The following is a 13,839-nucleotide window of genomic DNA, read 5'->3' on the forward strand; positions in this document are numbered from 1 at the left end:
CATCTACTCCCTGGTGTTATTGGACCCTTCAATCTCTTTCGGTACATCCCACAAATCATAACTCTCCGAATACTGTCGGGTCTCAACCGTGACACGCCCACCATCCTTGACAAATACAAGCCCTGAACCGATTTGTTCTTTAAAAGCCCACCCGTGATTTTTCATAAAATCTTTAACAGGCCTATAAGGGTCCTGTTCCTTCGATCCGGAAACATATCTTATGTGGTATTGGTTTTCAACCACTTCTTTAAAGCTTACTCCGCTAAGTTCATATTGAATAATTGCCTTTAGATAAGGAACGGGATTTCCTTCTTGCGTCAAAGCACTGCCAAACTTTAACCCTATAAATCCAACAGTTAATACTAATATTACAGTTAAGATTGCCAATAATCTTTTCATCCTGTCACCTACATTCATTGGATGATCACGCCCTATTTTCTCTTCAGCGTAAACTCATCCTTCTTAGCGTCCCACTCAATCACTACTTGAAATTCATCATGTTCTCCCGGTTTGGCACAGCCTGAGCAGCCTGTAGAATGAGTAAACGTTTTTCCATCCACAACGATATGGCCGCTGTTTTCTCCAGAATGGGATATGATTTTATAGTCGAGCTTCCCCACTTCGCCTTCACCTGTGTAACCAAACCTGAATTCTCCATTTTCGGTGTTTTTCGTTTGATTGCTGACATACGTCCCTTCCCAATCGTCACCTTCCCCTTTATAGGTGTAGGTTGGTTGCCCGCATCCTGACATGGTCACCAGGAAGAAGCTCATACTGAAAAAGAGTAGTTTCTTTAAGACATTCATCCCTTCTCCTCCATTAGTTTTTTGCTCGGAGTCTGTATTGATTTAGCTACTTCAATCTTAGCATATTTTTCCAAACACAACTTATTAATTAAACATTTCCCTCCAAGCAGTGAAAACGCACTGTCTGTCAAGCACAGTGCGTTCCCCTGGTTATGTAGAGCTTATCCTGCTAGTGTCATCACAATCGAACTCAATCCGACCAGTAAACAAATAGAAATAACCGTGAACTGCAGCCGGTTACCATTTCTGTAGGCGGCTTGAGCGAATACGGCTGTAAAGAATACATACACGAACCGAAGCCAAAGCGCCTGCTCAAATGGACCGGTGTAAACCAGAGCCACGATAAGCAGGAAAGCGACTGGAATGATGATAAAAAATTGTTTATTCACTGAAGCACCCCTCTGCAACTCACCAACCTATTCATACACAATCATCTCTCCGACTTCTTCAAAGCCGAACCGCTCATAAAGTCTCTTCCCGTCCTGTGATGCAAGCAGGACAACCTCCTTATGTTTATCAGGCATTTCACTCAACAGGTGGCGGAACATAGTGCTCCCATACCCCTTCTGCCTGTGGCTCCCTGCCGTCATCAGATCATAGATTCCGTAACACGCTCCATCATCTATGAAGAGACCCGTTGAAACGACCTCATTCTCATGACGGCCGATATACATATGTACATTCTTTAAGAGTATGCCAGCGGATACCTGACGAAAGTACTGACCCAGGGCATTTCTTTCCTCTGTTCCTGCAAACAGGCTCAATAAAATGTCCGCATAATCCTTGAGTCCGTCCGGTCCGTTTACCTTCTCAATCAAAAGGTCCTCTTGTTTGACAGGTTGAATTCCCACCGTCTGCTCCAGTTTCATCATGGAAGAACGCTCGGCTTCTGCCAGATTGAATTCACCCAGTAATGCTTTCCAGTTGTCCGAGACGAAGCGGCTGTCGATCCACGCACTGAAGGGGAAGCCTTTCTCCCTCAATCTGTTCAGTCCCTCTTGGATGAAAGTAAGATTTTCAACTCTCGCTGCCAGTGACAGCAGGACATTATGTGTATCGGTCGGAATCCCGGTATCTGCGAGCAGGAAGTCTTCCTTGTGCAGAAGGGTCCCGCCTACCGCTCTTGTAAAAAGATTGATTTTATGTGCGAAATTATTGATGACGAGCTGTTGGTTGATCATGGCTGTTACCTCCTACACGCTTTATGACTTATATGAGACATATATTCAAATGCCGTCGTTCCGTACACACTTTTAAAATGTTTGTTCAGATGAGCAAGGTCCACAAATCCGCATTGTGCAACCGCTGAATAGATATCCCGTTCCTGCTCTATTAACCCTTTGGCCCTTTCGACTTTGCCATTGAGGAAATATTGGTAGGGTGAGACGCCTGTATGCTGTTTGAATAAGCGGATGAACTTGAATTTTGACATCTCAAGCTCTGCTGAAATCTCATCAAGCTTCAATACCCCTTCCAGACTCCCTTGCATCATGTCCTTTGCTTTCCCGATCAGGCCCGAATCCTTTTTATCAGGAAAAGTCAGGTTCGTTTCCGATAAACGATCAGTTAAAGAAAGAAAGTATTCATTGCACAGAGCTTCATCCTGCCCGCTTAGGATCGCCTCTGCAAGGGTGACGATCCTCCTTTCAATCGTGGAATCATAGACGAGCGGAACGCTGAAACGGATGAGTTCTTTCCTCCCGGTCGCTTCCAGCAGCAATTCAGGGGGAATGTAGAGCATCACATACTGCAGTCCCTCTTCCGTATGGGCCATCCCGTCATGTGCCTGTTCAGGGTTGAACAGCATTACGCCCTTTGGATGGGATAGGTGCAGGCTGCCGTCGAGGTGATAGTGCTGGATACCGCGGAGCGTGACCCCGATCGCATACTCCCGGTGGGCATGCTTCTTGTATGAGAAATCTGTCATCGTGGCAGAAAGTGCCGTAATGCCGGCTCCCTTCCGATACGTAAATGTGTCCAATTATCCCACCCCCTACATCCAAATCATCACTGCCGAATAACAAAGAAACAGCGCCATCAGAACATTCACCGTCTTCGTATGCCTTCTTAAAAAAGCTTTAAAAATCGTACCGAACAACACCCAAGTAAGAAAAGCGGCAAACCCGATGACCGTAATCACCAGCACCCCTGCCGTCACCTCGGGAAATGCCACATAGTGGGGCAGGATGAAGCTCGGAATGACCGTCATCGTAAACAGCACCACCTTCGGATTCAGAAACTGCATGTAAAATCCGGACCTGAACGTAGCCGGGAGCTCCACAGATTTCTTCCCTGCATCCTTTTTGCACACCTGATAGGCAAGATAAATCATATACAAGCTTCCGATGACCTGCATCACGATCAACAGCTTCGGGATCACCGTCATCAACAAGCTGTTCAACAATGCTGAAAGGGCAAGCAATAACCCAAACGCAATCGTTGCCCCGTACGTATATTCCATCGCCTTCCTCGTCCCGTACCGTTGAACCGTGGACAAAATGATGATATTCGTCGGCCCCGGCGTGAACGTCACAATCACACAATAAAACAGAAAAGATGCAGCATTCATGAAAAAAACTCCCCTCGAGGTATTCTCATGTAAGCATACATCTGAGTGGTGTGGGGGTTATAGTACATTATTGCAGCTTTTCCGCAACATTCCCTTCAATCCACCAAGCCATCCTCAACATAAGCTGGCTGAATCCCTTCCAAGATTCCCGGTAAGATGTAAGCGAATTTTCACCTCGCCCCCCACTACTACCCTACTCCCCTATACACTATTCTATCAAATGAGAAAAAATCCTCTTTTGAGGGACGGACCTCTGTATTGACCAGTCAAACCTATGAAAAACAGGAGCGTCTCTCTTATCACAATCTATCATTTTCCCAACATATACGTTTTATAGCCGCCGCTTAAGTTGCTTGCCTCAAAGCCGTTGTTGGTCAGAATTTTAGTAGCTAAATAGCCTCTCAATCCCACCTGGCAGTTCACGTAGATATGCTGGTTTGGCAGTTCCTGCAGTCTTTCCCTCAGTTCACCGAGGGGAATGTTGACTGCTCCGGTGATGAAGCCTGCTTCCACTTCTTCCGGTTCCCTGACGTCGATCAGGTAACCGCCTTTTTTCACGATCTCATCGATTTCATGATGATGAACAATGCTCAAATCACCGTCCACTACATTTCCTGCCACGTAACCGGCCATATTAACAGGATTGACCATTTGCAATTTCCATCGATAGGCGGCGTTGGATGCCGGGCGGGATATGCAGCTTCGCTTCATAGGGATAAATTCTAATCTTTTCAGCACTTTTTCATTATTACCGGTCGCTGCAACGGTCAAATCGAATACTTTCGCAACAGACGTGCCGAGGCTTCCATTATACGCTGCATCTTTGCCGTTTATATGGTCGGCCGCCAGACGCCCCTGACGATTCGCAGGCCAGGCAAGGGGGATCATAGCAGGAGTACCCTGTACAAAGTCTTTCACTTCAATCGCATCGCCGATGGCATAAATATCTGGATCATCTGTTTGAAGGTGGCTGTTCACCACAATGCCTCCCCTGTCGCCGAGGGACAATCCCGCTTTTTGCGCCAGTTCATTTTCCGGTCTCACGCCGATGGAGAGGATGGTCAGATCGCTCGTGATTTCCCTGCCGCTCTGGAGCACGATCGTCCGGCCGTCATGTTTAAATTCCTTCACACCGTCGTTCAGATACAGCTCGACTCCTTCGCTGCGCAGTTCACGATGAACAAGAGAAGCCATTTCGTAATCGATCGGTGCCATCACCTGATCCCCAAGTTCCACCACTGTCACGTTCACACCACGATGATGAAGGTTCTCGGCCATTTCAAGACCAATGAAGCCGCCGCCGATAATCACCGCGTCTTTCGGCGACTTCTCATCGACCCATGCTTTGATCCTGTCGGTATCAGGTACGTTCCGAAGCGTAAAGACATTCTCCGCTTCACTCAATCCTGCAAGTGGCGGGACAATAGGACGTGCACCTGGAGATAATATGAGTTTATCGTAACTATCTTCATAGATTTCGCCCGTTGCGACTTTCTTGATGGATACGGTGTTACGGTCGCGGTTGATTTCCACGACTTCGCTCAAATTCCGGATATCCAGGTTGAATTTTCTGCTCATCCCTTCCACTGTCTGAACGAGCAGTGCATCACGGTTCGTGATAACTTCACCTATATAATACGGAAGGCCGCAATTGGCGAAAGAAATGTATTCACCCTTTTCGACCAAAACAATCTCATCTTCCTCACTCAACCGGCGCAGCCTCGCAGCAGCTGTTGCTCCTCCGGCTACTCCACCAACAATCACGATTTTCTTCTTCATCTGACTTCCCCTCTTCCCGGCAACTAGTTTGTTAAATCTTTCACAATGTTTCTTACACCTTTATTATATGCCATTTGAACGATAAATCAATATACCCCCTTGTGTATATTTTGTGACAATGAAGAGGGACGGACCTCAAGGTAAAGAAGGTCCGTCCCTCTTATCAATCGAACTGTGTCACATACGCCATTCGACAATCTCGTTGAACATACTATTTGATAGCGTATCCCAGCTTGTTCGCATTTTTAAATAAATTATCAATACATTGGGACTTCCTCTCTTACAAAAATCTCTCTATTGTGTTAAAATTATGTATATTCAGACAAATTCCTTGCCTTTTCTACGAGAGGAGAGAATAATAATGTCAGAAAATCGTGAATTGCTTATCATGCTGCAAACGCTGCAAGCTTTTTCTGAATGTGATATCACCCATTCATTTTCTGAACATGATTCTGAAGTATTGCTGCTTTCATACTCCAAGGAATTGAACTCATTTGTCATCCTTCATCAGGACCGGGAAGAACTTTATCAGGACATCCCTTCTGCCATGTCTGTTCTGATGCTATTATTACCAAATATGAAAAGTACCTCCTAGAGGCTTTCATCTGAAAGATAGATGCAACACAAAAACACCTGCCGCTTTGTAGGCAGGTGTTTTTAGTTTTCTCTAAGTATATTGAGATTTAATTATTGGAGCTGTTTGAGCTGTTTGAGCTGTTTGAGCTGTTTGAGCTGTTTGAGCTGTTTGAGCTGTTTGAGCTGTTTGATCCGCCGGACTGGCTGCCGCCTTTCGCGCCGATTTCCTGATAGAATTTTTTGTTGTGATTTTCAGACGTCGCTTCTCCGCCTTTTTCACCAATTTCCTGATAGAATTCCTTGTCGTGGGTTCTCGCTGTTTTTTCCCCGCCTTTGCGGCCTGCTTCTTCGTAGCTCATCTTGTTGTTATTGTTGTTGTTGCTGTTATTGCTGTTGCTGTTGTTATTATTACTGTTTGCCATGATTTCTTCCTCCTCAAGATTGATTAGTTTGATTGGTTGGTTGGATGTTGAGCATGTACTGTGATAGATTAGTTGCTATTATTTGAATTGCCGGATCCGCTTGACTGACTTCCGCCTTTAGCGCCGATTTCCTGATAGAACTCTTTGTTGTGGTTTTCAGACGTCGCTTCTCCGCCTTTTTCACCGATTTCTTGATAAAATTCCTTGTCGTGAGTTCTCGCTGTCTTTTCCCCGCCTTTGCGGCCTGCTTCTTCGTAGCTCATTTTGTTGTTATTGTTGCTGTTGTTGCTATTACTATTATTCGTGTTAGAACTGCTATTGCTGCTGTTTGCCATGATACTTTCCTCCTAAATGTATGTGTTTGATCTTAAATATTTGAAATTTCATGCTGATTTTCTATAAAATGGGTTCATGCTTTTAATTGCTATTATTCGAGCTGCCTGACTGGCTGCCGCCTTTAGATCCGATTTCCTGATAAAATTCTTTGTTGTGGTTCTCAGATGTTGCTTCTCCACCCTTTTCACCGATTTCCTGGTAGAATTCCTTGTCATGATTTCTTGCTGTTTTTTCCCCGCCTTTGCGGCCGGCTTCTTCGTAACTCATTTTGTTGTTATTGCTGTTGTTGCTGTTACTGTTGTTACTGTTTGACATGAATAAATCCTCCTTATGGTTAGTGAATATGATGTTGTACGCTTGTACATTGGTAATATACCTTTCTCACAGAAACCCAAACCGAGTTTGGATGTTTTTAACATTTTTGTAATATTTTTTATACCGACTAGTGAGTTCCCTATTCTGTCAAACAATCGAGTAGTGATAGATTACCACTCTAAATGTTCGCTTCCCCAAGGGAGCCGGGCACTCACCGCTTTCAATTAAAAACCATTCCTCTAAATCTTTACTTACTGCCAATACCCCCTCTATCATCTCTTCCTTCTTCAAATCACAATTAATACGATGCAACTGAAAGTTTTCATCTCAAAATCTATTTTCATCCCTAAAGGAGGTTTGCTCAATGCATTATATAGAACGCGGGACATCCAGATTCACTTATGCAAACCTTGCCCTTTTTGCCGGGGGATTCAGTACATTCGCCATTCTGTGGGGCACTCAGCCGATCCTTCCGGAGATTGCAAGGGAGTTCAATCTGTCTCCGGCACAATCAAGTCTCAGCCAGTCATCTGCGACCATCGCCCTTGCGCTCAGTCTGTTGATCGCCGGCTCCCTTTCAGATGTTTATGGAAGGAAAGCCGTGATGACATTCTCTTTATTCGCTTCTTCCATCCTTGCGATTCTCACCGGATTCGCGTCTGATTTTCATCTCCTTGTGATTGGAAGGGTGCTCCAGGGTGTCACGCTTGCAGGGCTGCCGGCCGTTGCTATGGCGTATTTAAGCGAGGAGATCGAGGCAAGAAGCCTCGGTATGGCCATGGGGTTATACATCAGCGGGAATTCTGTAGGGGGGATGTCGGGACGGATCATCAGCGGTATTCTCACTGATCACTACAACTGGCATATTGCCCTGATTGGTGTTGGAGTGATCAGCTTGTTGTCTTCATTTATATTTGTCTCACTCCTTCCTCCATCGGCTCATTTTTCCCGGCGGCTCTTTAAATGGAGATCGCTGTTCAGTTCTTTCATTGGTCAATTCCACGTCAAAGGGCTTCCGTTTCTTTTTCTTGTCGGGTTTCTCTTAATGGGGGGATTTGTTTCCCTCTATAATTACATCGGCTTTGAACTGACCGGACCTCCTTACGAATTCAGTCAGACGATCGTCGGTTTTATTTTCATCGTATATATTGTAGGAACTTTCAGCTCGACCTGGATGGGGATGCTTGCCGATACATATGGTAAAGATAAAATCCTTCCCCTTTCTATTGTGATCATGCTCTTTGGTGTCATCTCAAGCCTGCATCCACATATCATTGTGAAGATCATCGGGATCGCCGTCTTTACTTTCGGCTTCTTCGCCGCACATTCGATTGCAAGCAGCTGGGTAGGTCGTCTGGCGGTCAAGGACAAGGCACAGGCCTCGGCTCTCTACCTGTTTGCCTATTATGCAGGGTCGAGCATCGGCGGCACAGCGAGCGGTATGTTTTATCATCTCTATGACTGGAATGGCGTTGTCATGATGATTCTTCTGGTCACGACCGTTTCGCTTGGCATTTCACGAAGTTTAGGTAAAATAAAGGTGTATTGAACGACTGACTTCCGTAAATACTTTAATGGGATGGGCATGTAATCCGGCAGCTCTTCCCTTCCCCGATTGTCGAATCTTTTAATATTATTCGGCATCTTTCGGCAAAAAATCCTAAAAACTTTGTTCTTCTTCTTGACAAAACTACCCTAATATATAATAATGAATATCGAATTAGAATTATTACAATCTGTTAATGATTCTCAATCAAACACTACTAGGAGGAATTTACATTATGTCATTAATCGGTTCACAAGTCGTACCATTTAAAGCAGAAGCATTCAAAGATGGTGAGTTCATCACTGTTACAGACGAAAGCCTGAAAGGTCAATGGAGCATCTTCTGCTTCTACCCTGCAGATTTCACATTTGTATGCCCGACAGAACTTGAAGACCTTCAAAATAACTACGAAACACTTAAAGAACTTGGAGTAGAAGTATACTCAGTGTCTACAGATACTCACTTTACACATAAAGGCTGGCACGACAGCTCTGAAAAAATCGGTAAAATCAAATACGCTATGATCGGTGACCCGTCTCAACGCATCACACGCGGTTTCGATGTATTGAATGAAGAAGATGGTCTTGCTGACCGCGGTACATTCATCATCGATCCAGATGGTGTTATCCAAGCTCTTGAGGTCAATGCAGGCGGAATCGGCCGTGATGCTGACATCTTAGTAAGCAAAATCAAAGCAGCTCAATACGTACGCAACAATCCAGGCGAAGTTTGCCCAGCTAAATGGCAAGAAGGTTCAGAAACACTTAAGCCAAGCCTTGATTTAGTTGGAAAATTATAAGGAGTGCCTCGTATGCTAGAAGCAGACATTAAAGCACAATTAGAACAGTACCTGCAAATGATGGAAGGCGATATCGTCCTGAAAGTCAGTGCAGGTGACGATGACACTTCAAAGGAGATGCTCGCTCTTGTAGACGAGCTCTCTTCGATGTCATCCCGCATCAGTGTTGAAAAAGCAAAACTGCCAAGAACACCAAGCTTCTCTGTGAATCGTCCTGGTGAAGAAACCGGTATCACGTTTGCCGGGATTCCTCTTGGACATGAATTCACATCCCTCGTTCTTGCCCTCCTCCAAGTGAGCGGCAGAGCGCCTAAAGTGGATCAAAGCGTCATCGACCAGATCAAGAGCGTCACTGGCGAACACCACTTCGAAACATATGTCAGCCTAAGCTGCCATAACTGTCCTGATGTTGTTCAGGCACTGAACATCATGAGTGTACTTAATCCGAACATCACCCATACAATGATCGACGGAGCTGCCTTCAAGGAAGAAGTGGAACGGAAGAACGTCATGGCTGTTCCAGCTGTCTACTTGAATGCTGAGTTCTTCAACGGAGGCCGTACGACACTTGAAGAGATTCTTGCCAAGATCGTAGAAGGTCCCGGTGCAGATGAGCTATCCGGCAAAGATCCGTATGATGTATTGGTTGTAGGTGGCGGACCGGCTGGAGCAAGTGCTGCAATCTATGCGGCACGTAAAGGAATCCGCACAGGAATCGTCGCTGAACGCTTCGGCGGTCAGGTACTTGATACAATGAGCATCGAAAACTTCATCAGCGTCAAGCACACTGAAGGACCGAAGCTCGTTGCAAGTCTTGAAGAACACGTGAAGGAATACGGCATTGATGTCATGAATCTTCAACGTGCAAGCCGTCTTGAGAAGAAAGACATGGTCGAGCTTGAGCTTGAAAACGGAGCAGTCCTTAAGAGTAAAAGTTTGATCATCTCAACAGGTGCACGCTGGCGTAATATCGGCGTTCCGGGCGAACAAGAGTTCAAAAACAAAGGAGTGGCATACTGCCCTCACTGTGACGGACCATTGTTCGAAGGGAAAGATGTTGCTGTCATCGGCGGAGGAAACTCCGGTGTCGAAGCAGCCATCGACCTTGCAGGAATCGTCAAACACGTAACGGTACTTGAGTTCAATCCAGAACTGAAAGCGGACGACGTATTACAAAAGCGTCTTCACAGCTTACCGAATGTGACGGTTTTAACAAACGTCCAAACGCAGGAAATCACTGGCACGGACAAAGTGAACGGTATTTCCTATACCGACCGTGACACTCATGAAATGAAACATATCGAACTTCAAGGCGTATTCGTTCAAATCGGTCTTGTTCCAAACACAGACTGGCTTGGCGACCTTGTAGAACGCACGAAATTCGGCGAAATCGTAGTCGACAAACATGGTGCTACCAACATCCCTGGCGTATTCGCGGCAGGTGACTGTACAGACAGCCCATACAACCAGATCATCATCTCCATGGGATCCGGAGCAAACGCCGCACTAGGCGCATTCGACTACCTTATCCGCAACTAAATAACACATAAAGGTCCGTCCCTCACTGCAGTGAGGGACGGACCTTTTGTATAGACTAATATTTTATTGTTTAACAGTACTTCCCTTCGCTGATACCCAAAGTAAATATCCCCCACTAACAGTTAAAATGCCTGTTAGGATCAACGGCATCATCCCCACTTCCCTAATCGCCGTTCCGAACACACCATACCTGGAATCCCATCCGAGTCCCCCTTCTTCCACCAGCCAACCTGAATAGACGGCTGCAGCGATCAGGGTTGCTCCATATAAAATGGACGCGATGAACAAACTCGACAATCCCAGTATCATAGATTTCATCTTACTTCCTCCATTTGGAGTCTGCTAGTTCTGTAGACTCCAATGAATCTCCGTTTTTTCATCACAAAAGAACCCCTCCAGATTACTTGCTTCAACCATCCTCTTAATCGTATCTTTTTCGCCGCAAATCATTGAAAAATGGCTGTCCCAGTGAGTCGTGATGAGAATCTTATGATCATGTGTGAACAGATTTCTGCATTCCCTGTCAAGAATCGTACCATTATCCTCCCGGCAATCTTCTATATATTCAAGCTTTCGTCTTGTGCAGAATTCATCACCGCACCATATCCATTCGTACCCTTCTTGTTGTAAGGCTGCCAGCAAATCGTTCACAGAATGATCCGGAAACAGGCCTTCTGCCGGGTACACAATCTTATGATCTTCACACGCCTCCAAGATGAGATTGGCATACGCTTTATTTTCATACTTTTTATTTAACCCACAGATGATTGTCCTGAGACCAATGTCCACTTCCGAAGTGGAAGATAACCCTGATTTTATCATAAACTCATTCCATGTCACTTCCCTGCAGTGCTCCAATACTGATCTTCTTAGCGGATAGGTATCTGGGTTAAAAAGTTCATAATCAATCGTGACGGGCTTAATGAACGGATGGAAAAAAATATAAACTTCCTCAAACTCACCTTTATAAAACTCTTTAATCGGCATACCAGCTTCCGCACATACCGCATATCGATAAGGTTCAGGCAGAATTCTCGTTTCCCCCATTGCAATCTCTCCTTTTCAAATCCTTGGATTCACTCTTTCACCAGTGAACGATCTGCATCCCCTCTTCATCTCTTCCTCAAATACTCAATTAACAGCCCCGACAGAATAAATGATACTCCTGCCAGTACAGGAATGACGAAAAACAATCCGATCAAATCCGTCTTGTAATTCCACGGCACAAAGGTATCCCAGAAGGAAATTACTATTTTAAACAAGATGGAAAAAATTAACGCTGTAAACACATAATATATCACTTTATCAATAATTCGCTTCAGCATAATAAACTTTTTCCCATTCAAATATATTTCTCTGTTTCTACCATAAATTGATCCAACGCTGCCTGTAACGGCTCTATTGACGCTTCCCAAAATGAGGCGTCCCGCAGGTCACTTTGGAGGAATGCTTCTCCCAGATCTTCCATCGTACGATTCCCTGATTGCCTCAAAAGCTTGTCATACCGCTCAGAAAAAGATTGCTTTTCTTGCTGGTAAAGTGAGTAGATGCCGTTGCTGAATAAATACCCGATTGTATACGGGAGGTTGTAAAATGCTTTTTCCGTATTAAAGAAATGGGCGATGGTCATCCAGTTGTACGGATGGACATCTTCTAAGGCATCCCCAAACCAGTCCCTTTCCGTTTTCTCCATAAGCTGAACAATCTCCCCGGCCGATAGCTTTCCGTGACTTCTTTTTTCATAAAACGCCTGCTCAAATTCAAACTTTCCAGTGATATACGCTATATATTTCAACCCGTTTGTGATTTTCATTTCAAGCAAAGAGAGACGGTCCTCCACAGTTTCCGCGGCCTCGATCGCAGCGTCCAGCACAAGGTTTTCCGCAAATGTTGAAGCCGTTTCAGCGAGCCCTGTACCAACATTGTGTGAAAAACCCGGTTCTTCATGAAGAAGAGAATTATGATAGGCGTGCCCGAGTTCATGGGCAAGGGTGACGACGTCTTGATAATTGCCTGTAAAAGAAAGCATCACCCTACTTTCCTTAGAACGGGGAAATGATGCACAAAATGCGCCGTGACGCTTGCAATACAGAGGTTCCGCATCCACCCATCCTTCTTCAAATGCTCTTTCCGCAAATTTCCCCAGTTTGTCACTAAAACCGTAAAATTGTTTCACCACAATATCCATTGCATCCTCGTACGTCAAGGTCGTTTTTGCCGTAAAGGTCGGCGCGTATAAATCGTACCAGCTCACCTTTTCCACACCGATAAGCTGCGCCTTCCTTTCTAAAAAGGACTGAACCATTCCTTTTTGCTTATGAAGAACATTCATCATACTGTCAATCGATTCTTCACTGATCCTGTTCTGTTCAAGCATTTCTTTCAACGGCTGTTCCCATCCCCTCAAACGATACAGCTCATTTCGATATCCGGCAAAATGGTTGAAGATTGATGCGAATCGCTCTGCATTTTCCTTACACACCATAGTCAATGTTGAAGCGATCTCCTGCCTTGTCCCACGGTCGTCGGCAAGCACAGCGGAAATATATGCCCTTTCGATTGGAATATGTTCTGTTTGCTCTCCATTCCTCACTGGTACTGTAAGCTTTGCATATTCCTGTTCATACTGATCGACCCAACCTTCAAACCCGTGAACCGATAAGGAATGGATCACTTTCTCTATCTCAGGTGCCAACAGATCTTTCACCCTCTGTCTCTTTTCGGTCAAAAACCCTTCCGTTCCTGACACCTCCGGATGTTGTATGAACAAATGCCACTCTTCTTCCGGTATGTCGGCAAGGAAATGTGAATACGCAAGCATAAGGGTATCCATTCTCGCCTTCATCCTGTTACCATGATCAGCAAGCGCTTGATTCTCAACGTCGTGCACATCTTCTGCATATAGGCAAAATAGATATTCGTCCATGTGGAATACCTGCGTATATAGATCCTGGATCCGGTTATTAATCATGACCAGCTCTTTGATTTCAGGACTTTCTATTCCTTCTATATGCTGTTGGGTTTGATCTATTTGTGAGATCATATCCAATATTTGTTTATAAAGATCTATGCCTTCATATCCAGGGCGTACATTTAGTAAATCCCATTTTCTCATTCTTAATTTCTTCAACAACGATTCCTCCCTTCTCTTT

Annotated in this window: 14 protein-coding genes and 3 pseudogenes; 4 read left to right on the plus strand and 13 right to left on the minus strand. The window is 45.0% G+C overall.

Features of this window, described 5'->3' with window-relative positions; all coding sequences use genetic code 11:
• Nucleotides 1-3 precede the first annotated feature (3 nt).
• The 7 genes from KH172YL63_RS11575 to KH172YL63_RS11605 all read right to left on the minus strand — a co-directional run bounded on the left by KH172YL63_RS11575 (nucleotide 4) and on the right by KH172YL63_RS11605 (nucleotide 5,154).
• Nucleotides 4-417, minus strand: coding sequence for a hypothetical protein (locus KH172YL63_RS11575; RefSeq protein ID WP_173106246.1), 414 nt, complete (start codon nucleotides 415-417; stop codon nucleotides 4-6).
• A 14-nt stretch (nucleotides 418-431) separates the two neighbouring features.
• On the minus strand, nucleotides 432-806 hold the full coding sequence (locus KH172YL63_RS11580) for a hypothetical protein (RefSeq protein WP_173106247.1): 375 nt from the start codon (nucleotides 804-806) through the stop codon (nucleotides 432-434).
• Nucleotides 807-967: 161 nt separating this feature from the next.
• A complete protein-coding gene (locus tag KH172YL63_RS11585) occupies nucleotides 968-1,195 on the minus strand; it encodes a hypothetical protein (protein ID WP_173106248.1) in 228 nt (75 codons plus the stop codon).
• Nucleotides 1,196-1,222: 27 nt separating this feature from the next.
• Complete coding sequence (locus KH172YL63_RS11590) at nucleotides 1,223-1,987, minus strand: GNAT family N-acetyltransferase (protein WP_173106249.1); 765 nt, start codon at nucleotides 1,985-1,987, stop codon at nucleotides 1,223-1,225.
• A 5-nt stretch (nucleotides 1,988-1,992) separates the two neighbouring features.
• The gene (locus KH172YL63_RS11595) at nucleotides 1,993-2,787 is read right to left on the minus strand and encodes an AraC family transcriptional regulator (protein ID WP_173106250.1); all 795 of its coding nucleotides are present in this window, start codon (nucleotides 2,785-2,787) and stop codon (nucleotides 1,993-1,995) included.
• Between the two features lie 12 nt (nucleotides 2,788-2,799).
• Entirely contained in the window at nucleotides 2,800-3,375 is a 576-nt protein-coding gene (locus KH172YL63_RS11600) for a LysE family translocator (RefSeq protein WP_173106251.1), read from the minus strand.
• Between the two features lie 309 nt (nucleotides 3,376-3,684).
• Nucleotides 3,685-5,154, minus strand: a complete 1,470-nt coding sequence (locus tag KH172YL63_RS11605; RefSeq protein ID WP_173106252.1) for an FAD-dependent oxidoreductase — start codon at nucleotides 5,152-5,154, stop codon at nucleotides 3,685-3,687.
• 361 nt (nucleotides 5,155-5,515) lie between these two features.
• Between KH172YL63_RS11605 and KH172YL63_RS11610 the strand changes: the two genes are divergently transcribed.
• On the plus strand, nucleotides 5,516-5,749 hold the full coding sequence (locus KH172YL63_RS11610; RefSeq protein WP_173106253.1) for a PIN domain-containing protein: 234 nt from the start codon (nucleotides 5,516-5,518) through the stop codon (nucleotides 5,747-5,749).
• A gap of 187 nt (nucleotides 5,750-5,936) precedes the next feature.
• On the opposite strand, the pseudogene KH172YL63_RS11615 reads toward KH172YL63_RS11610, so the two are convergent.
• From KH172YL63_RS11615 to KH172YL63_RS11625, 3 pseudogenes are all read right to left on the minus strand, one after another.
• Nucleotides 5,937-6,152 (minus strand): annotated as a pseudogene (locus KH172YL63_RS11615) (KGG domain-containing protein); the annotation flags it as partial.
• A gap of 98 nt (nucleotides 6,153-6,250) precedes the next feature.
• A pseudogene (locus tag KH172YL63_RS11620) lies at nucleotides 6,251-6,487 on the minus strand (KGG domain-containing protein); the annotation flags it as partial.
• A 91-nt stretch (nucleotides 6,488-6,578) separates the two neighbouring features.
• Nucleotides 6,579-6,803, minus strand: a pseudogene (locus KH172YL63_RS11625) (KGG domain-containing protein); the annotation flags it as partial.
• Between the two features lie 364 nt (nucleotides 6,804-7,167).
• On the opposite strand from KH172YL63_RS11625, the gene KH172YL63_RS11630 reads away from it, so the two are divergent.
• From KH172YL63_RS11630 to ahpF, 3 genes are all read left to right on the plus strand, one after another.
• The gene (locus KH172YL63_RS11630) at nucleotides 7,168-8,352 is read left to right on the plus strand and encodes an MFS transporter (protein ID WP_173106257.1); all 1,185 of its coding nucleotides are present in this window, start codon (nucleotides 7,168-7,170) and stop codon (nucleotides 8,350-8,352) included.
• A gap of 232 nt (nucleotides 8,353-8,584) precedes the next feature.
• Nucleotides 8,585-9,148 carry an alkyl hydroperoxide reductase subunit C gene (gene ahpC, locus KH172YL63_RS11635; protein WP_173106258.1) on the plus strand — a complete coding sequence of 188 codons (564 nt, stop codon included), beginning with the start codon at nucleotides 8,585-8,587 and terminating at the stop codon, nucleotides 9,146-9,148.
• Nucleotides 9,149-9,160: 12 nt separating this feature from the next.
• Nucleotides 9,161-10,687, plus strand: a complete 1,527-nt coding sequence (gene ahpF, locus KH172YL63_RS11640; RefSeq protein ID WP_173106259.1) for an alkyl hydroperoxide reductase subunit F — start codon at nucleotides 9,161-9,163, stop codon at nucleotides 10,685-10,687.
• A gap of 63 nt (nucleotides 10,688-10,750) precedes the next feature.
• On the opposite strand, the gene KH172YL63_RS11645 is transcribed toward ahpF, so the two are convergent.
• The 3 genes from KH172YL63_RS11645 to KH172YL63_RS11655 all read right to left on the minus strand — a co-directional run bounded on the left by KH172YL63_RS11645 (nucleotide 10,751) and on the right by KH172YL63_RS11655 (nucleotide 13,817).
• Nucleotides 10,751-11,005 carry a phosphatase gene (locus KH172YL63_RS11645; RefSeq protein ID WP_173106260.1) on the minus strand — a complete coding sequence of 85 codons (255 nt, stop codon included), beginning with the start codon at nucleotides 11,003-11,005 and terminating at the stop codon, nucleotides 10,751-10,753.
• 24 nt (nucleotides 11,006-11,029) lie between these two features.
• Entirely contained in the window at nucleotides 11,030-11,734 is a 705-nt protein-coding gene (locus KH172YL63_RS11650; RefSeq protein WP_173106261.1) for a DUF2711 family protein, read from the minus strand.
• A gap of 295 nt (nucleotides 11,735-12,029) precedes the next feature.
• On the minus strand, nucleotides 12,030-13,817 hold the full coding sequence (locus KH172YL63_RS11655; protein ID WP_173106262.1) for a M3 family oligoendopeptidase: 1,788 nt from the start codon (nucleotides 13,815-13,817) through the stop codon (nucleotides 12,030-12,032).
• Between the last annotated feature and the right edge of the window lie 22 nt (nucleotides 13,818-13,839).

Source organism: Bacillus sp. KH172YL63 (genome assembly GCF_011398925.1).
Taxonomy (GTDB): domain Bacteria; phylum Bacillota; class Bacilli; order Bacillales; family Bacillaceae_B; genus Rossellomorea.